This window comes from Methylobacterium sp. E-065 (genome assembly GCF_022829605.1).
GTDB lineage: Bacteria > Pseudomonadota > Alphaproteobacteria > Rhizobiales > Beijerinckiaceae > Methylobacterium.
In genome coordinates, this window is record NZ_JAKSYD010000185.1 from 1 (window position 1) to 18,085 (window position 18,085).

14 protein-coding genes are annotated in these 18,085 nt (G+C 69.3%); 3 read left to right on the forward strand and 11 right to left on the reverse strand.

Annotation, left to right across the window (positions count from 1 at the left end):
* A partial coding sequence (locus MKK84_RS22530) for a methyl-accepting chemotaxis protein (protein ID WP_243923881.1) occupies positions 1–1,155 on the forward strand: 1,155 nt, incomplete at its 5' end.
* A 126-nt stretch (positions 1,156–1,281) separates the two neighbouring features.
* On the opposite strand, the gene MKK84_RS22535 is transcribed toward MKK84_RS22530, so the two are convergent.
* From MKK84_RS22535 to MKK84_RS22555, 5 genes are all read right to left on the reverse strand, one after another.
* Positions 1,282–1,602, reverse strand: coding sequence for a DMT family transporter (locus tag MKK84_RS22535; RefSeq protein ID WP_243923883.1), 321 nt, complete (start codon positions 1,600–1,602; stop codon positions 1,282–1,284).
* A gap of 142 nt (positions 1,603–1,744) precedes the next feature.
* Positions 1,745–3,433 (reverse strand): B12-binding domain-containing radical SAM protein, encoded by a 1,689-nt coding sequence (locus MKK84_RS22540; RefSeq protein ID WP_243923885.1) that lies wholly within the window; start codon positions 3,431–3,433, stop codon positions 1,745–1,747.
* A gap of 243 nt (positions 3,434–3,676) precedes the next feature.
* Entirely contained in the window at positions 3,677–4,519 is an 843-nt protein-coding gene (locus MKK84_RS22545; protein ID WP_243923887.1) for an SDR family NAD(P)-dependent oxidoreductase, read from the reverse strand.
* Positions 4,516–5,283: an enoyl-CoA hydratase-related protein gene (locus tag MKK84_RS22550; protein WP_243923889.1), complete on the reverse strand. Its 768-nt coding sequence runs from the start codon at positions 5,281–5,283 to the stop codon at positions 4,516–4,518. Before MKK84_RS22550 ends, MKK84_RS22545 begins: the two co-directional genes overlap by 4 nt.
* A 10-nt stretch (positions 5,284–5,293) precedes the next feature.
* Entirely contained in the window at positions 5,294–7,033 is a 1,740-nt protein-coding gene (locus tag MKK84_RS22555) for an acyl-CoA dehydrogenase (protein WP_243923891.1), read from the reverse strand.
* Positions 7,034–7,161: 128 nt separating this feature from the next.
* On the opposite strand from MKK84_RS22555, the gene MKK84_RS22560 reads away from it, so the two are divergent.
* The gene (locus tag MKK84_RS22560) at positions 7,162–8,160 is read left to right on the forward strand and encodes an L-threonylcarbamoyladenylate synthase (protein WP_243923893.1); all 999 of its coding nucleotides are present in this window, start codon (positions 7,162–7,164) and stop codon (positions 8,158–8,160) included.
* Positions 8,161–8,302: 142 nt separating this feature from the next.
* On the opposite strand, the gene wrbA is transcribed toward MKK84_RS22560, so the two are convergent.
* The gene (gene wrbA / locus MKK84_RS22565; RefSeq protein WP_243923895.1) at positions 8,303–8,899 is read right to left on the reverse strand and encodes an NAD(P)H:quinone oxidoreductase; all 597 of its coding nucleotides are present in this window, start codon (positions 8,897–8,899) and stop codon (positions 8,303–8,305) included.
* A gap of 137 nt (positions 8,900–9,036) precedes the next feature.
* Here wrbA and MKK84_RS22570 point away from each other — a divergent pair, with 137 nt between their 5' ends.
* Positions 9,037–9,936 carry a LysR family transcriptional regulator gene (locus MKK84_RS22570; protein WP_243923897.1) on the forward strand — a complete coding sequence of 300 codons (900 nt, stop codon included), beginning with the start codon at positions 9,037–9,039 and terminating at the stop codon, positions 9,934–9,936.
* Between the two features lie 6 nt (positions 9,937–9,942).
* On the opposite strand, the gene greA is transcribed toward MKK84_RS22570, so the two are convergent.
* From greA to rpoC, 5 genes are all read right to left on the reverse strand, one after another.
* Positions 9,943–10,416: a transcription elongation factor GreA gene (gene greA / locus MKK84_RS22575; protein ID WP_243923899.1), complete on the reverse strand. Its 474-nt coding sequence runs from the start codon at positions 10,414–10,416 to the stop codon at positions 9,943–9,945.
* Positions 10,417–10,516: 100 nt separating this feature from the next.
* Positions 10,517–11,503 (reverse strand): MDR family oxidoreductase, encoded by a 987-nt coding sequence (locus MKK84_RS22580; protein WP_243923900.1) that lies wholly within the window; start codon positions 11,501–11,503, stop codon positions 10,517–10,519.
* Between the two features lie 67 nt (positions 11,504–11,570).
* The gene (locus MKK84_RS22585; protein ID WP_243923901.1) at positions 11,571–12,155 is read right to left on the reverse strand and encodes a hypothetical protein; all 585 of its coding nucleotides are present in this window, start codon (positions 12,153–12,155) and stop codon (positions 11,571–11,573) included.
* Positions 12,156–12,366: 211 nt separating this feature from the next.
* A complete protein-coding gene (locus MKK84_RS22590) occupies positions 12,367–13,464 on the reverse strand; it encodes a cell wall hydrolase (protein ID WP_243923921.1) in 1,098 nt (365 codons plus the stop codon).
* A 267-nt stretch (positions 13,465–13,731) separates the two neighbouring features.
* Positions 13,732–17,940 (reverse strand): DNA-directed RNA polymerase subunit beta', encoded by a 4,209-nt coding sequence (gene rpoC / locus MKK84_RS22595; RefSeq protein ID WP_243923903.1) that lies wholly within the window; start codon positions 17,938–17,940, stop codon positions 13,732–13,734.
* Positions 17,941–18,085 lie beyond the last annotated feature (145 nt).

Below are 18,085 nucleotides of genomic sequence, written 5' to 3' on the forward strand. Positions count from 1 at the left end.
GCCGAGACCGCCCGGGAAGCGACCCGCGCCAAGCTCGTCGCCGTGGTGGCCACCGTGGTCGGCCTCGCGGTCGCCGCCGCCGCATTGCTGTTCGCGATCTTCGGAATCGCCCGGCCGATCGCGCGCATGACCGGTGCGATGGGTCGGCTGGCCGAGGGTGACGAGACCGTGGCGGTTCCCGATACGGGCCGCCGCGACGAGATCGGCGCGATGGCGGCCGCCGTCCAGGTGTTCAAGGACAACCTCATCCGCAGCCGGGCACTGGAGCGTGACACCGCCCTCGCCCGCCAGGATGCCGAGACCCAGCGCCGCCACGCCGTCCACGCCATGGCGGACACCTTCGAGGCCGCGGTCGGCGGCGTGCTCGCGCGGGTCTCGGATGCCGCACGCGGTCTGCGCGCCGATGCCGAGACGATGTCGCGCACGGCCACGCACACGGCCGAGCGGTCGGCGACGGTGGCGGGCGCCGCGCAGGAGGCGGCCCAGCATGTCGGCACCGTGGCGGCCGCCGCCGAGGAGCTCGGCGCCTCGGTCCAAGAGATCAGCCGCCAGGTGGACGGCTCCGCCGACCTCGCCCGGGGCGCGGTGGTCCAGGCCGGTCAGACGGCCAACCTCGTGCAGGAGTTGAGTGCGGCGGCGGGTCGGATCGGCGACGTGGTGCGGCTCATCACCGACATCGCCGGGCAGACCAATCTGCTGGCGTTGAATGCCACGATCGAGGCGGCCCGGGCCGGCGCGGCCGGCAAGGGTTTCGCGGTGGTGGCCGCCGAGGTGAAGCAACTCGCCGAGCAGACCGCCAAGGCCACGGGAGAGATCGCCGGGCAGGTCGGCCGCATTCAGGGCGCGACCGGTCAGACCGTCAACGCGATTGACGGCATCGCGGCGCGGATCCGCGAGATCGACGGCGTGGCGACCTCGATCGCGGCCGCCGTGGAGGAGCAGGGGGCGGCGACCCGGGAGATCGCCCGCAACGTCGCGGAGGCGGCCCTCGGCACGGGCGCGGTCACCGGCACGATCGACGCGGTGGCACAGGCCGCCGACGAGACCGGCACGGCCGCCACCCGCATGCTCACCTCGGCGGCAAGCCTGTCCGAGCAATCCACCGAGCTGCGCCGGGAGATCGACACCTTCCTGACGACCGTGCGGGCCGCCTGAGGCTTCCCGCTCGGCATTGTGCATCATCCCGAAAGCCGGGGGCTCCCTTTCGGGATGAGGGGCTAGGGCCTTCGTTTCGACGCGCTCTCTGACGCCGAACCGGTGGCCGCTTCGGCGGAGACCGCGCTAGCCCGGGCTCGACAGCTTCATCAGCACGAGCCCGGAACCGATCAGGCCGGCCGCCAGCATCCGTACAGCGCCCGCCTCCTCGCCAAGTACGGCGATGCCGACGAGGAACGCGCCGACGGCGCCGATGCCGGTCCAGATCGTGTAGGCGGTTCCAAGCGGTAGCGTGCGCATGGCGAGCGCCAGGAAGCCGACGCTCGCGGCCATCGCGACGGCCGTGATCGCAGTCGGCCCGAGGCGCGTGAAGCCGTCCGATTGCTTCATCGCGAAGGCCCAGACGACTTCGAGGATGCCCGCAGTGACGAGATAGATCCAGGCCATGGCGGCCCTCCTGAAAGGGCCGGGCCGTCCCGGGCTTGTGCCCCGCTGAACGAGGGGAGGACGTGGCCTCGCGCGACGTCAGCTAAGGTTCACGCGGATCGGCCGCAAGGGCGGCGCGGGATGCCACCCGAGCCGATCCCCGTCACGCCACCGCGGCGAGGTGCTTCACCTCGGCCTTGACCACCACCTTGCCCACCGGTGCGGCCTTACCGCAGCTTTCGGCTTCCGGAGCCAGCACCGGCGGCTGCACCCAGCGGCCGGCGTCGAGCTCGGTGATCCGGCCGTTGATCTCGCGGATGACGTAGCGCGAGAACGGATAGACGTGCAGGTAGATCACCATGTTGGTGACCACCGCCTCCAGGGCGGCCGGGTTATGGCGAGCCGTGTCCAGGAACACGCTCCAGAAATGCTTGGCGAGTTCCGGCCGGCGCACGGTCATCCGCCAGCACACCCGCAGCAGCGAGTAGAGATCGTGGACGACGTGGCGCCAGTTGAGTTTCTGGGCCGCGAATTTCGGCCGCTTGACCTGCCGCGCCACGACGCGCACCCGGTCGAAGAAGTTCTTCGGGTCGTAGACCTCCCGCAGGACGTCCCGGTAATCGGCCAGCACGTCGCGCTGCGGGCGCAGGGTGACGAAGTTGAGTCCCTGCGTGCACTGATCGCCCTGGTCGGCGGTGGTGTGGGCGAAATTCTCGTAGAGCCGGCCCTCCTTGCGCAGGCGCCGCGAGAGCTGCGTGTTCGGCAGCGCGTAGAGCAGGCCCACCATGGCGATCGGGATGCCGGTCTGGCTGATGCAGAGCGACATCGCCTTGGAGATGCTGTCCTGCTCGGTGTCGAAGCCGACGATGAAGCCGGCGGTGACGAACATCCCGTTCTCGTACAGCTTGTGGACGCTGTCGGCGATCGAGCGCTTGGTGTTCTGCTTCTTCTGGGTCTGGATCAGGGTCGCCTCGTCGGGAGTCTCGATCCCGGTGAACAGGGCGAAGAAGTTCGCGTCCCGCATCATCCCGAGCAGTTCGTCGTCATCCGCGAGGTTGAGCGAGGCCTCGGTGGAGAACTTGAACGGGTAGCCGTGATCCGCCTGCCACTGGATCAGGTGCGGCAGGAACAGCTTGATCGCCTTCTTGTTGCCGATCAGGTTGTCGTCGACGAAGTCGACATGGCCCCGGTGGCCGAGGCTGTAGAGCCGGTCGAGCTCGGCCAGCATCTGCGGCGTGGTCTTGGTGCGCGGGGCGCGGCCGTACAGCTCGATGATGTCGCAGAACTCGCAGGTGAACGGGCAACCTCGCGAGAACTGGACGCCGATGTAGAGATAATGGCTGAAGGTCAGCAGGTCGAAGCGCGGGATCGGGCTCTTGGTGACGTCGGCCTTGAACTTCTCCGCCGTGAGCCGGCCACGGCGCTCACCCGACTCCCAGGCGGCCACGAACTTGTCGAGGATGCCCTCGGCCTCGCCCAGCACGAGGAAATCCGCCTTGTCGTAGACCTCCGGGGTCGAGGTCGGCGCGGGGCCGCCGACGCAGACCGGGGTACCCAAAGCCACGCACTTGTCGATGACGACGAGGCAGTCCGGCTCCTGGGGCAGCATGCCGCCGGTCATCACGAGGTCGGCCGCGCGGATCTGGTCGTCCGTCAGGTCTTCGCAGTTGCGATTGACCAACGTCACCTGCCAGGCCGGCGGCAGCATCGCGGCCAGCGTGATCAGGCCGAGCGGCGGCGCCGGAGCGCGGGCGCCCTGGATCTCCATCGCCTCTTTGAAATTCCACATGGAGTTTTCGTAGAACTTCGGGAACACCATCAGCACGCGCGGGGCTGTGTTCGCTTCCGACATGCCGGTTTCCCTCGTTCATGCGCGCGGCCGGGCCCCGGGAGGAATCGGGGCAGGCACAGGCGCCATCCTCACTTGCGGGCGAATTGAGGCCGTTTTTCGCTGCCGCAACAATCCGGATCGCCGAGTTGCAAAGGACGCGCCTCTACGAGCAGCGAATGCTCCACCGCGGTGCGCCGAGGCGGTGGATTCCATCATCGTGTTCGGGCGCGTGCCCTTTCGGCTACACACCCGGTGCACAACTGATCAGGGTTCGATCCGGAAGCGCTCCGGCTGCGTGCCGTCCGCGTCGGTGAAGCCGTAGATCCGGGCGAGGTCGCCCGCATGCAGCACCGCGCCCGCTCGCTGCGCGATGTCGGGGTCGGCGGCGAGTGCGGCAAGCGCCCGGCCGGCATAGAGCGGACCTTCCGTGGCGTGGGCGTCCTGCCCGAGGTCGCGCGCCCGCTCGGTGGCGACGAAGCCCGGCGAGAGGCCGAGCGCCGTGACGCCATGCGGCGCCAGCTCCCGCGCGAAGGCCAGGGCCAGCCGGTTGGTGGCGGCCTTGGCCGAATCATAGAAGATATCGCCGAGGTAATCCTCGGTCCCGAAGGAGACCAACGCGATCAGGCCGGAGCGCGCCGCCACCATGGCGGGGGCCACGGCTCGGGCGAGAAGGAGAGCCGGCAAAGGACCGACTTCGAGGAAGCCGAGATAGGGCTCGGCGGAGCGGCGCCAGAACGGCGTGCCCCAGCCTGCGCCGTCCGGATAGCGCTCCCCGTCGTAACCCTCGTTGCCGCCCCAGACGCTGCAGGCCGCCACGTCGATCCGCCCGAAGCGGCGGAGCGCCCAGTGCATCATCGCATCGGTGGCGCGCTCGGAGCGATGGTCGCACAGGTAGTGATGGCCGCGCCCACCGGCCTCATCGACCATGCGGGCGGTATCCTCGATCGATTCCGACCGCATCTCGGTGCGCGCGCCGGTTTCGCTGGAACGGGCCGTGACGATCACGGTTGCCCCCGCCTCGCCGAGCGCCCGGGCGAGCCCCCGGCCGACGCCCCGCGACGCACCTGCAACCAGACAGATCTTTTGAGACAGATCGGGCGTGCTCACGCCGAGGTCGCGGGCTTCGACCGCGACAGGAAGGCGGCGAGACGCTCCTGGGATTCGGGCGAGCGCAACTGCGCATCGAACGCCCTGGCCTCCGCCTCCACGGCCGCTTCGATCTGGGCCTGATCGCCCCGGATCAGCGCCCGGGAAGCGGCGAGCGCCCCACGCGGCAGGGCGGCCAGCTTGGTCGCCTGGGCGACCGCCTGCTCCAACAGCATGTCGGCCGGCAGCACCGCGTTGACGAGGCCGAGGGCCTGCGCCTCGTCGGCCTCCAGCGGCCGGGACAGGAGCAGCAATTCGGTGGCCCGGAGCCGGCCGACCCGCAGAGGCAGCAGGTAGCTCGATGCCGCCTCCGGCACGAGGCCGAGCTCCACGAAGGGCATGCGCAGCCGCGCCGCGGGACTGGCATAGACAAGGTCGCAATGCAGACAGAGCGTCGCGCCGATCCCCACCGCGATCCCGTCCACCGCCGCCACCATCGGGGTGCGCGTGCGGGCGAGCTGGCGAATGAAGGCCAGAGCCGGCGAGTTGCTGAACCCGTCCTCGGCATGGCCCATGAAGTCGGCGAGATCGTTGCCGGCGCTGAACATGCCGGGCTGCCCGGCAAAGACCACGGCGCCAATCGCATCCGACGCATCGGCCGCGGCCAGCGCCGCGCGCATCGCGTCGTACATCGCACCCGTGAGCGCGTTCTTCTTCTCCGGGCGGTTCAGGGTGATCAGGCGGACGCCGCCCGGGAGATCGGTGATTGCGACGGTCTCAGCCATGATCCGCTCCCTAAACCGCCAGCGCCAGCCCGGCCGCGTCCGTAAAGGCGCCGCCTTCGACCACGCTCTGCTCCAGCCCGGACGCGGCCACCAGAAGGTTCTCGGCGTAGAAGCGCGCGAGCGCGACGCGCCCCGCATGGGCCGGGTCGGTCTCGCCAGCCTTCAGGGCAGCGCCCGCCGCCAGCGCGCTCCGGGCGAGGCAGGCGCCGCCGAGCACCAGACCGAACAGGCGCAGGTACGGGGTCGCGCCCGCGAGCGCCGCCTCCGGCCGGTTGGACGCCAAAGCTGCGAGCTGGTGGCTGGTCGCCCGGTCGAGGCTGCCGATCCCGTCCCGCAGCCGCGCCGCCATGTGGCCTAAGGCCGGGTCGCCCGCCTTGAGCAGGCCCTCGGCCGCCCGGCGCATCCAGGCGATCTGCGACCGCACCGTCGCGCCGCCGTTCAGGGGCAGCTTGCGGGCGGTGAGGTCGATCGCCTGGATGCCGTTGGTGCCCTCGTAGATGCCGAGGATGCGCGCATCGCGCATCAGCTGCGCCGCCCCGGTCTCCTCCACGAAGCCCATGCCGCCATGGACCTGCACGCCGAGCGAGGTCACCTCGTTGGCGAGATCGGTGGCGAAGGCCTTGGCCACCGGGGTCAGCAGCGAGGCGCGATCCAGGGCGGGTTGCCCCTCCGGCCCCTGCGCGGCGTCGAGCGCGGCGGCGGTGAGGTAGCAGATCCCCCGGGCGGCGGCCGTGTAGGCCTTCATGGTGAGCAGCATGCGCTGCACGTCGGGATGGGCGGCGATCGGGCTGGTCGCCTCGGCGGCGCCGATGGCCCGGCCCTGGCGGCGCTCCTGCGCGTAGGCGAGCGCCCGCTGGGTCGCGGCCTCGGCGACGCCGACTCCCTGGAGGCCGACATTGAGGCGGGCCGCGTTCATCATCGTGAACATGCAGGCCAGCCCCTTGTTCTCCTGGCCGATCAGCCAGCCGGTGGCGCCGCCGTGGTCGCCGAACGCCATGGAGCAGGTCGGCGAGGCGTGGATGCCGAGCTTGTGCTCGATGCCGGAGCAGCGCAGGTCGTTGCGGGTCCCGTCCGGCAGCACTTTCGGGACGAGGAACAGCGAGATGCCCCGCGTACCGGCCGGCGCATCGGGCAGCCGGGCCAGGACGAGGTGGACGATGTTGTCGGCGAGATCGTGCTCGCCGTAGGTGATGTAGATCTTGGATCCCGTGATCCGGTAGGTGCCGTCGCCGGCCGGCACCGCCCGGCTCCGCAGCAGCGCGAGGTCGGAGCCCGCCTGTGGCTCGGTCAGGTTCATGGTGGCGGGCCATTCGCCCGAGACCAGCTTCGCGAGGTAGCGCGCCTTCAGGTCTTCGGAGCCGTGGGCGGCCAGCGCCTCGATGCCGCCCTGCGTCAGGAGCGGGCAGAGGCCGAAGGCGAGGTTGGCGCCGTTCCACATCTCGGTGCAGGCGGCCTCGATCAGCTTCGGCAGGCCCTGGCCGCCATGGTCGGCCTCGGCCGAGAGACCGTTCCAGCCACCCTCCGTGAAGGTGCGGTAGGCCTCCCGCCAGCCCGGCGGGGTGGTGACCCGCCCGTCCGCAAACGGGGTGCCGTGCCGGTCGCCGACCCGGTTCAACGGCGCGAGCACGCCGGCGGCGATGCGCCCGGCCTCGGAGAGGATCGCCTCGGCATCCTCGGGATCGACCGCGTCGAGCCCGGCCACGTGCCGGAGCGTGAACAGCATCTCGGGGACCGGGGCGCGGTAACTCATGACGATCCTCCCTCGGCGGCGGCCCGCACGTTTGATGCGGCGCGGGTTTGACCGCGCCCGCATCCCGGGGCTACGGCGGCCCGAGGATAGGCGTGCGCACCGCCCGTGTCTCTGAGACGGCTTCCCCCATGAACGATCCCGGGTCAACGGTCCCGGCCGCGACCCCGCGGCTCGATCCTGACGCGGCCGGCCTCGCCGAGGCCGCCGCGCTTTTGCGGGCCGGCGCCCTCGTGGCCTTCCCGACCGAGACGGTCTACGGGCTCGGGGCGGACGCGACCGATCCCGCCGCCGTGGCGCGGATCTTCGCCGCCAAGGAGCGGCCCCGTTTCAACCCGCTGATCGCGCATCTGCCGGATACCGACTCGGCCGTGGCGGAGGGCGTGCTCGATGGTCCGGCGCGCCGTTTGGCGGACGCCTTCTGGCCGGGGCCCCTGACCCTGGTGGTGCCGGCCCATCCGGGGACGCGCGTCTGCGACCTCGCCCGCGCCGGTCTGCCGAGCGTCGCCCTGCGGGTGCCCGCGCATCCGCTGGCGCGGGCGCTCCTGTCCGCGGTCGACCGGCCGGTGGCCGCGCCTTCGGCCAACCGCTCGGGCCGGGTCAGCCCGACACGGGCCTCCCACGTCCTCGACGATCTCGCGGGCCGCATCGCCGCCGTACTCGATGGCGGCGACACCCCGGTGGGGGTCGAATCGACCGTGGTGGCCTGTCTCGGCGGACCGCCGCGTCTGCTGCGGCCCGGCGGGATCACCCGGGCGGCGCTCCGCGCGGTTCTGGGCCACGATCCGGCGAGCCCTGAGGCAGCCGATGCCGACCGGCCGGCGGGACCCGGCATGCTGGCCTCGCACTACGCCCCCCGGGCGCGGGTCCGCCTCGACGCGACACGCATCGCGCCGGGGGAGGCGGTGCTGCTGTTCGGCGCGCACCACCCCGATGGCTATGAACTGGCCTGCGCCGCGCTCAACCTCAGCCCGGCGGGCGATGCCGAAGAAGCCGCCGCCCGCCTGTTCGGCGCCCTGCGGGAGCTCGACGCGTCGGGGGCGGCGACCATCGCGGTGGCGCCGATCCCGTCCGAGGGTCTGGGCGAGGCGATCCGCGACCGGCTGGCCCGGGCCGCCGCACCCCGTTGAGGCAGCGTGCGATTTTTTTCGCCAGCCGCGGAACAGACCCCTTCGTCGCCCGTTTATTGATCACGAAGGCCTTCTCAGCCCCCAATGGCCTTTTTCCTTTCAGGCTCGGAGCAATCCGAGCCTTTTTTCTTGGCCAGAATCCTCAGGCCAGCTTGGCGGCGATCCCGGCGACGTGGCGGCCCTGGAAGCGGGCGCCCTCCAGCTCCACGCCGCTCGGCTGACGCGAGCCGTCGCCATCCGCGATCGTGCTGGCGCCGTAGGGCGTGCCGCCCTTCACCGCCTCGACCCCGCCCTGCCCCTGGAAGCTGTAGGGCAATCCGACCACCACCATGCCGTGGTGGAACAGCACCGTGTGGAAGCTCGTCAGGGTCGTCTCCTGGCCGCCATGCTGAGACGCTGTCGAGGTGAAGACCGAGCCGACCTTGCCGACCAGCGCACCCTTCATCCAGAGCCCACCGGTCTGGTCGATGAACTGCTTCATCTGCGAGGCCATGTTGCCGTAGCGGGTCGGCGTGCCGAAGATGATCGCGTCGTAGTCGGACAGCTCATCGACGGTGGCGACGGGGGCCGCCTGATCGAGCTTGAAGTGGCTCTGTCGGGCGACCTCCTCCGGCACCAGTTCCGGAACGCGCTTCACCACCACGTCGGCCCCGGCCTCCCGGGCGCCCTCGGCGACGGCGTAGGCCATCTGCTCCACGTGTCCGTAGGTCGAGTAGTACAGCACCAGCACCTTGGCCATGTCGGGATCTCCGGGTCGCGTTTCGCACGGCCGCCCAAATCGACGGACGGCGCGATGCCGCCTCCATCGCGCGTTTCGCGCCTTGCAAAAATGCCCTGCTGCGCAAAACCTGTCTTGCGCAGATGCAAGGAGCCGGCATGCCGCTGGAGTGGGACGAATTCCGTTTCGTGAAGGCCGTCGCCGCGCAGGGCGGCCTGACGGCGGCGGCAGCGCAGCTCGGAATCAACCACTCGACCGCCTTCCGGCGACTCACCGCGCTGGAGACGAAGCTCGGGGCGCGGCTGTTCGAGCGCCTGCGGACCGGCTACGTCCCGACCCCCTGCGGCCAAGCCATGGTCGAGGCCGCGAACCGGATCGAGGCCGACGTGACCCGGTTCGAGCGCAGGGCGGCCGGCCGAAGCGAGACCCCCGCCGGTGAGCTCCGCGTGACGGCGCCGACGAGCCTTGCCATGGAACTGCTCATGCCGATCCTGGCGGACTTCGCCACCCGCTATCCCGAGATCCGGATCGAGCTGATCCTGGCCGAGGCGGCGCTCAACCTGTCACGCCGGGATGCCGATGTGGCGATCCGGGCGAGCCGCGATCCGAGCGAGACCCTGGTCGGACGCCGCCTCGCCGCGGTGGCGTGGGCCATCTACGGCCGGGCCGACCGGGAATATCGCGATCTCACGGATGAGGCCTGGGTCAGTCCGGATCTGACCGTGGCCGGCGGCACGTTCGCGCGGTTCGTCGGCGCCCAGGCACCGGCGGATCGTGTCAGGCTGCGGATCAACACGGTGACGGGGCTCGAGGCCGCCGTCGCGGCGGGACTTGGAATCGGTCCCCTGCCGTGCTTCTCGGCCGATGCCAACCCTGCGCTGCGGCGCCTGTCGGGGCCGCATCCGGAACTGGGGGTCGATCTCTGGGTGCTCACCCATCCGGACCTGCGCCACGCGGCCAGAGTCCGGGTCTTCATGGAGCACATCGCAGAAGCGATCCTGCCCCTGCGGTCGCGCTTCGAGGGTTTGCCGTGCGAAGGCTCGCAGGAGCAGCCGTAACCGGGTTCAGCGGATCTCAAGCACCTCGACATCGTGGCCGTTCACCTCAACCACGTCGCCCACCGTCTTGCTGGTGATCGCGCGGGCCAGCGGCGCCACGTAGGAGATCGAACCCTTGTGCGGATCAGCCTCGTCCTCACCGACGATCCGGAAGGTCTGGCGGGTCTCCTTGCCGGACTCGTCCTCGCGCAGCACCGTGACGGTCGAGCCGAACTGCACCGTGTCGCCGGCCTTCGGCTCCACGAGCTGGGCGGTGTTCTTGCGGGCCGCCCAATAGCGCAGGTCACGCCCGATCCTGGAATCCTCAGCCTTATCGTTGGGATCCAGGGAAGCGACCTCCTTTTCGAGGCGCGCGACCTCGGCCTCGATCTGGGCCAGGCCCTCCGGGGTGACGAAGTTGGTGTGCGGCGAGATCGGCCGATCCGGCAGATTCTCGAACGCTTCCCCGCCCTCGGGCTCTTTGATGAATGCAACGCTCATAAAGAATGAAACAGGGCTGGTACGGCTCCGGTTCCACCACTCCGGACGCAAAGCGCTGCCCGCCGCATCGAACACCGGTTCGGCGCAAGCGGGCGCGGCTCTAGCCCACCTCCACCACAATCCGCCCCCGAACCTTGCCGGCTAAAATCTCCTCGCCGAGCCGACCGACCTCCTCCAGACGGACCGTGCTGGTCATGGTAGCGAGCTTGGCTAGATCGAGGTCGCGGGCGAGCCGCGCCCAGGCCTCGCGGCGCTTCGGCTGTGGAGTCGTGACGCTGTTGATGCCCAGCAGCGAGACGCCGCGCAGGATGAACGGCGCCACCGAGGTCGGCAGGTCCATGCCCTGCGCCAGACCACACGCCGCGACGGCACCGTCGGACTTGGTCTGCGCCAACACGTTGGCGAGCGTGGTCGAACCGACCGCATCGATCCCGGCCGCCCAACGCTCCTTGCCGAGCGGCTTGCCGGGCTTCGACAGCTCCGCCCGGTCGAGGATCTCGGCCGCGCCGAGGCCCTTCAGGTAATCGGTTTCGCCGTCGCGCCCTGTGGAGGCGATCACGTGCCAGCCCGCCCGCGCGAGCAAAGCCACCGCCACCGAGCCGACGCCACCCGAGGCGCCGGTGACGATCACCGGGCCGTGGGCGGGCGTCACCCCGTGGGCGTCGAGCGCCATGCAGCACAGCATCGCGGTGTAGCCGGCGGTGCCGATCGCCATGGCCTGCTCGGGGCTCAGCCCCTGGGGCAGCGGAACAAGCCAGTCACCCTTCACCCGGGCGCGCTGCGCATAGGCGCCGAGATGCGTCTCGCCGACGCCCCAGCCGGTAAGCACCACCGGATCGCCCGGCTTGTACTCGGGATGATCCGAGCGCTCGACGATCCCGGAGAAGTCGATGCCGGGGATCATCGGGAAGCGGCGCACCACCGGCGAGGTGCCGGTGAGCGCGAGGCCGTCCTTGTAGTTCAGGGTCGAGTGCGTCACCCGGACGGTGACGTCACCGTCCATCAGGTCGGCTTCGTCGAAATCCCGGAACGCGAGGCTCTGTCCGGCCTCGCCCTTGTCGACCACCCAAGCCTTGAACGTCCCCATCGTCACCTCCCGTCGTTGGCGGTGAGGTGTCGCCGGGACGCCCGGAATCAAGGCGGCAAGGTGGGCGTCAGTACCCTTCGTACTGACTGCCGTAGGTAAAGCCGAGGGCGACGCCGAGATCCGACGAGCTGGCGCCGGTCATGCCCACGGCATCCGGGATCGAGCCGATCAGCGGACCGCCATAGGAGGCCGGTGCGTAGCCGCCATAGCCGCCGCCGACCGGAACCCATCCGGCCCGGGCGGGCGCCACACGGACGCGCCGGCTCACGCTGGCATATTCCGGCGGGATCGTCTCGGGGATCGCCTGGGCCGGGCGCACCACCACGGTCCGGGTGCGCATGGCGAAACGCGGCGGCGTGGTGATCCAGCAGCCGACCAGCTCGCCGCCGGGGCCGCGGCTCGTCTGCCAGAACCGGCCGCCCGGCGCGACCAGCACCTGCTCGGACACGGTATCGTAAACCGGCGGGACGGTGCGGTAGACGGTGCGCGACGGGCGCACCAGCACGGTCTCCTGCACCGTGTCGTAGACCGGCGGCATGACCACGTGGCGGTAGCAGGCGCTGCCGTAGCAGCCGCCGGCCTGGGCGGGCGCGGCGAGGAGCAGACCGCCGAGGGCGGCGAGGACGAGGGTGCTGGCGACCGGCGCGGTCATGGAATTCCTCTGGTACGCAATACGCTGGACAGCGCCGCGAAAGGGCGCCCGTCTCGACGTACCAGAGGCCAGACTCGTTGCCTGGCGCGCAAGCATTATCGGGAACGAAGGTAAAATTAACCCTTGGTTTCGACTGCTTACCCGTCGCTTACCTAGGTAGAATTGCTCGGATCCGCGTCAGGATCTCTTATGAAGTCCAGACCGGGCCCGATCAGGTCTGGCCGGCCTTGAGCTGATAGAAGATGTGCCGGCCGATCACGTCCATCTTTCGCAGCCGACGCGCCCAGCCCGGCCGCACGTAGTCGGCGTGGTAATGGGTGGCGGCGCCGACCTCAGCCAGATAGGTCCGGCCCTCGATCACCGAACGGGCGATGCGGGTGGCGGATTCCCACGCGCCGGCATCGGTGATGCGGAGCGACTTCCCCTCGCAGGCGAAGGAGAACTGGCAGCCCATGTAGTGGTGCCGGTTCTGGTAGACGACGCCGCAGACGCTCGCGGGATAGAGGCCGCTCTTCACGCGGTTCAGCACCACCTGGGCGACGGCGGCCTGCCCGGCCTCGGGCTCGCTGCGGGCCTCGAAATAGACGGCTTCCGACAGGCAGCGCTGCTCCTTGTCGAGGGATTCCGGGTCGATCAGGTCGGCGTAGCGCCGGCGGGCATCCTCGGGCACGGGCTGGGCACTGTCGGGGCGTTCGGTGCGGATCGCGAAATCGGGCAGCGCGAGGCTGGCGACCGCGACCTCGACGGGGATCGCGTCGGCGGGTGCCGGGGTGGTGGACGAGAGGGCGACGGCGCGGGGCACCGGCGGGGTCGAGCCGTCGAAGCGCGCGGGATCGCCGTCCTCGGTCAGGTCGGCCGTCCCCGCGCCCGTGGAGGCGGCGCTGCCGGCGCCCGTGGTCAGGCCGAGATCGGGCACCGGCAGGAAGGCGGCATCCGGTTCGGATTCGGGGTCCCAGATTGCGGCCCCTTGCGTGAGCACGCCGCTGACGCTGCCTGTGACGTCGCCGAACACCAGGGCGGCGCCGGTCTCGCGGAGGTTCACGGCACGGCGGGCGAAGCTCTCGGCCGGCCGCTGGGCCGGGTTGCCCTTGCCCGCCCGCTGCACCACCGGAAAGACGTGGGCGCCGGCCTTGAACACCGCCCGGGGCGCCTCGTCGCCGAGGCTGCGCAGGGCGGAGCCGATCAGCATCGTGCCGGGCGGCAGGGGCGGGACCGTGTCGGCATCGATAAGGCCGAGGCGGCTCGATCCGATGGCGTTCTCCGTGCCGGCATCGGCGGTGAACGACACCAGCAGGCCGAGCCCGACCATCCAGGGGGTCATCGCGGCCGAGAGCCAGCGCAGGCTCGATTCCCGTCGTCCTCGTCTCGTACCCACGACGCCAGACCCGTACTCAGAGAACCCGAAGGGCCCGATCCTCCCCGTCTCCGGGGTGTTTCTGCGGCCGCCCGGGATTTATCGCCCGGTATGGTTGAGGCTGGGTTAAGCGCGCGTCACGGGCGCCGTCCCGTTCGGACGCGACCATGAAAAAGGGCGGCCCGAAGGCCGCCCTGTCTCGTCTCGATGCTGCGCGTCGCCTCACTCGGCGGCGGGCATACGCTCCTCGACCGGGATCGCGCCGCTCTCGAACTGCTTCTGCTGCAGGATCATCGCGTCGCGGCGGCGGGCGATGGCGCGGATATCCGCCACCATCGAACCCGTGCCGGCCGGGATGAGCGAGCCGACGATCACGTTCTCCTTCAGGCCTTCCAGATGGTCGACCTTGCCGTTGACCGCGGCCTCGGTGAGCACCCGGGTCGTCTCCTGGAACGAGGCCGCCGAGATGAACGACTTCGTCTGCAGTGACGCCTTGGTGATGCCGAGCAGGACCGGAACGCCCTGGATCGGCTTCTTGCCCTCGGCGAGCAGCTTGTCGTTGAACTCGGTCAGCTCCGTGCGGTCGATCTGGTCGCCCGAGAGGATGTCGGAATCGCCGCCATCGGTCACTTCGACCTTCTGCAGCATCTGCCGAACGATCACCTCGATGTGCTTGTCGTTGATCGACACGCCCTGCAGCCGGTAGACCTCCTGGATCTCGTTGACGAGGTAGGCCGCGAGTTCCTCCACGCCCTTGATCGCCAGGATGTCGTGCGGGGCCGGGTTTCCATCGACGATGTAATCGCCGAGCTCGACCACGTCCCCGTCCTGCAGGTGGATGTGCTTGCCCTTCGGGATCAGGTACTCGACCGCCTCCGAGCCGTCATGCGGCGTCAGCGTGAGCCGACGCTTGTTCTTGTAGTCGCGGCCGAACGCGATGGTGCCCGACTTCTCGGCGATGATCGCCGCGTCCTTCGGGCGCCGTGCCTCGAACAGCTCCGCCACCCGCGGCAGACCGCCGGTGATGTCGCGGGTCTTGGCCGAGTCGGTCGAGACGCGGGCCAGGATGTCGCCGGCATTCACCTTCGAACCCGGATCGAAGCCGATGATGGCATCGACCGGCAGGAAGTAGCGGGCATCCGAGCCGCGGGGCAGCTTGAGCGCCTTGCCTTCCTTGTCGACGACGACCATCGCGGGCTTCAGGTCCGACGTCCGGGCAGACCCGCGCCAGTCGACGACGACGCGCTTGGCGATGCCGGTCGACTCGTCGGTGGTCTCGGTCATGGACTGGCCGTCGACCAGATCCTCGTAGGCCACGAGACCATCGACCTCGGTGAGGATCGGACGGGTGTAGGGATCCCACTCGGCGATCCGCTGCCCGCGCTTGATCTTGTCGCCCTCGTCGACCCGGAGCTTGGCGCCGTATTGCAGGCGGTGAACCGCCCGCTCGACCCCGTCCGACCCGATGATCACGACTGCCACGTTACGACCGGTGGCGATCAGATCGCCATCGGAGTTCTTGGCGATCGCGCGGTTGCGGATCTTGATCGTGCCCTCGAAGCTCGACTCGATGAACGACGAGTCGGCGATCTGGGCCGCACCACCGATGTGGAAGGTCCGCATCGTGAGCTGCGTGCCCGGCTCGCCGATCGACTGCGCCGCGATGACGCCGACGGCCTCGCCCATGTTGACGGGCGTGCCGCGGGCCAGATCGCGCCCGTAGCAGGTGGCGCAGACGCCACTCCGGGTGGCGCAGACCAGCACCGAGCGGATCTTCACCTCCTGGATGCCGGCGGCGTTGATCGCCGGCAGGTGCCGCTCCTCGATGGTCTCGCCGGTCTTGACGATCACCGTGCCGTCCGCGGCCACCAGATCCTCGGCCGTGGCGCGGCCCAGGATACGGGTGGCGAGCGTCGCCACGACCTGACCGGCATCCACGATGGCGCGCATCTTGATGCCGTTGGTCGTGCCGCAATCGACCTCGCGGATCACGGCGTCCTGGGCCACGTCGACGAGGCGGCGGGTCAGGTAGCCGGAATTGGCGGTCTTCAGAGCGGTGTCGGCCAGGCCCTTACGGGCACCGTGCGTGGAGTTGAAGTACTCCAGAACGTCCAGGCCTTCCTTGAAGTTCGAGATGATCGGAGTCTCGATGATCTCGCCCGACGGCTTGGCCATGAGGCCGCGCATCGCCGCGAGCTGCTTCATCTGGGCGGGCGAGCCACGGGCACCCGAGTGGCTCATCATGTAGATCGAGTTGATCTGCTTGTCGGCTCCGTTCTCGTCCTTCTGGACGGCGGAGATCCGGCCCATCATCTCAGCCGCCAGCTTGTCCGAGCACTTGGCCCAGGCATCGACGACCTTGTTGTACTTCTCGCCCTGGGTGATCAGGCCGTCGTTGTACTGCTGCTCGTAATCCTTCACGAGCGCGCGGGTGGTGTCGACGATCGACCACTTGTTGTCCGGCACGACCATGTCGTCCTTGCCGAACGAGATGCCGGCCTTGAACGCGTGGTTGAAGCCGAGCGCCATGATCCGATCACAGAAGATCACCGACTCCTTCTGACCGCAGTGGCGGTAGACGGTGTCGATCATCGCCGAGATCTCCTTCTTGGTCATCAGCTTGTTGACGACGTCGAAGGGCACCTTGGCGTGCTTCGGCAGGGCGCCGGACAGGATCACCCGGCCCGGGGTGGTCTCGTAGGTCTTGGTCAGCGGCTGGTTGTCCGGACCGATGCCGGTCCAGCGCCACTTGATCTTGGTGTGCAGCGACACGGCCTTGGCGGCGAGCGCGTGCTCGAGTTCGCCCATGTCGCCATAGACGCCCTGCATCGGGTTCTTGGGGTTGTCCGCCTGGAACGCGCCCGGCAGGCCCTCGGCCACGATCGACAGGTAGTAGAGGCCGAGCACGATATCCTGCGACGGCACGATGATCGGCTGACCGTTGGCCGGGTGCAGGATGTTGTTGGTCGACATCATCAGGACGCGGGCTTCCAGCTGCGCCTCGAGCGACAGCGGGACGTGCACGGCCATCTGGTCGCCGTCGAAGTCGGCGTTGAACGCGGCGCAGACCAGCGGGTGCAGCTGGATCGCCTTGCCCTCGATCAGCTTCGGCTCGAACGCCTGGATGCCCAGACGGTGGAGCGTCGGTGCGCGGTTCAGCATCACCGGGTGCTCGCGGATCACCTCATCGAGGATGTCCCAGACCTCCGGCTTTTCTTTTTCAACGAGCTTCTTCGCCTGCTTCACCGTGGCGGAAAAGCCCTTGGCGTCGAGGCGCGCGTAGATGAACGGCTTGAACAGCTCCAGCGCCATCTTCTTGGGCAGGCCGCACTGGTGCAGCTTCAGCTCCGGACCGACCACGATGACCGAACGGCCCGAGTAATCGACGCGCTTGCCGAGCAGGTTCTGACGGAACCGGCCCTGCTTGCCCTTCAGCATGTCGGCGAGCGACTTCAGCGGGCGCTTGTTGGCACCCGTGATGACGCGGCCGCGACGGCCGTTGTCGAACAGCGCGTCCACCGCTTCCTGCAGCATCCGCTTCTCGTTGCGGATGATGATGTCGGGGGCGCGCAGCTCGATCAGCCGCTTCAGCCGGTTGTTGCGGTTGATGACGCGGCGATACAAGTCGTTCAGATCGGAGGTCGCGAAGCGGCCGCCATCCAGCGGGACCAGCGGGCGCAGGTCCGGCGGGATCACAGGCACAACCGTGAGGATCATCCATTCCGGCTTGTTGCCGGACATCTGGAAGGCCTCGATGATCTTGAGACGCTTCAGGAGCTTCTTGGGCTTCAGCTCCGAAGTCGTGACCGCAATCTCCTCACGCAGATCGTTGGCGATCTTGTCGAGGTCGAGCTCCTGCAGGATGCGCCGGATGGCCTCGGCGCCGATCATGGCGGTGAAGGTGTCCTCGCCGTACTCCTCCTGGGCGCGCAGGTACTCCTCCTCCGACAGGAGCTGACGCTCCTTCAGGGGGGTGAGGCCGGGCTCGATGACGCAGTAGGACTCGAAGTACAGGATCCGCTCAAGGTCCTTGAGCGCCATGTCGAGCAGCAGGCCGATGCGGCTCGGCAGCGACTTCAGGAACCAGATATGCGCGACCGGGGCGGCCAGCTCGATATGGCCCATGCGGTCACGCCGGACGCGCGCCAGGGTGACTTCGACGCCGCACTTCTCGCAGATGACGCCCTTGTACTTCATGCGCTTGTACTTGCCGCACAAGCACTCGTAATCCTTGATCGGCCCGAAGATGCGCGCGCAGAACAGGCCGTCGCGCTCGGGCTTGAAGGTCCGGTAGTTGATCGTCTCGGGCTTCTTGATCTCGCCGTACGACCAGGAGAGGATCTTCTCCGGGGACGAAATCGAGATCTTGATCTGGTCGAAGCTGACCGGTGTGGCCTGCTGGTTGAAAAGGTTCATGACCTCTTGGTTCATGATCCGCTCCTTGTTGACGCCGAGGGCCCCGCGCCGGGCCGTCGTGTCCTGAAAAAGGTCCGGCGCCGCACCCCGCACGGGCGCTGCTCACCGTCGTCAAACCCGGAAGGCCCCTCCCCTCCCTGCTCGACCGTGGCGGCGGTGA

What these genes read in the sequence shown, in the direction of transcription:
- MKK84_RS22540 (WP_243923885.1), bottom strand. Translation starts at nt 3,433, where the DNA reads ATGTCGGAAGCGAACACAGCCCCGCGCGTGCTGATGGTGTTCCCGAAG.
- greA (WP_243923899.1), bottom strand. Translation starts at nt 10,416, where the DNA reads ATGAGCGTTGCATTCATCAAAGAGCCCGAGGGCGGGGAAGCGTTCGAG.
- MKK84_RS22535 (WP_243923883.1), bottom strand. Translation starts at nt 1,602, where the DNA reads ATGGCCTGGATCTATCTCGTCACTGCGGGCATCCTCGAAGTCGTCTGG.
- MKK84_RS22550 (WP_243923889.1), bottom strand. Translation starts at nt 5,283, where the DNA reads ATGGCTGAGACCGTCGCAATCACCGATCTCCCGGGCGGCGTCCGCCTG.
- MKK84_RS22560 (WP_243923893.1), top strand. Translation starts at nt 7,162, where the DNA reads ATGAACGATCCCGGGTCAACGGTCCCGGCCGCGACCCCGCGGCTCGAT.
- MKK84_RS22590 (WP_243923921.1), bottom strand. Translation starts at nt 13,464, where the DNA reads ATGGTCGGGCTCGGCCTGCTGGTGTCGTTCACCGCCGATGCCGGCACG.
- rpoC (WP_243923903.1), bottom strand. Translation starts at nt 17,940, where the DNA reads ATGAACCAAGAGGTCATGAACCTTTTCAACCAGCAGGCCACACCGGTC.
- wrbA (WP_243923895.1), bottom strand. Translation starts at nt 8,899, where the DNA reads ATGGCCAAGGTGCTGGTGCTGTACTACTCGACCTACGGACACGTGGAG.
- MKK84_RS22570 (WP_243923897.1), top strand. Translation starts at nt 9,037, where the DNA reads ATGCCGCTGGAGTGGGACGAATTCCGTTTCGTGAAGGCCGTCGCCGCG.
- MKK84_RS22585 (WP_243923901.1), bottom strand. Translation starts at nt 12,155, where the DNA reads ATGACCGCGCCGGTCGCCAGCACCCTCGTCCTCGCCGCCCTCGGCGGT.
- MKK84_RS22555 (WP_243923891.1), bottom strand. Translation starts at nt 7,033, where the DNA reads ATGAGTTACCGCGCCCCGGTCCCCGAGATGCTGTTCACGCTCCGGCAC.
- MKK84_RS22580 (WP_243923900.1), bottom strand. Translation starts at nt 11,503, where the DNA reads ATGGGGACGTTCAAGGCTTGGGTGGTCGACAAGGGCGAGGCCGGACAG.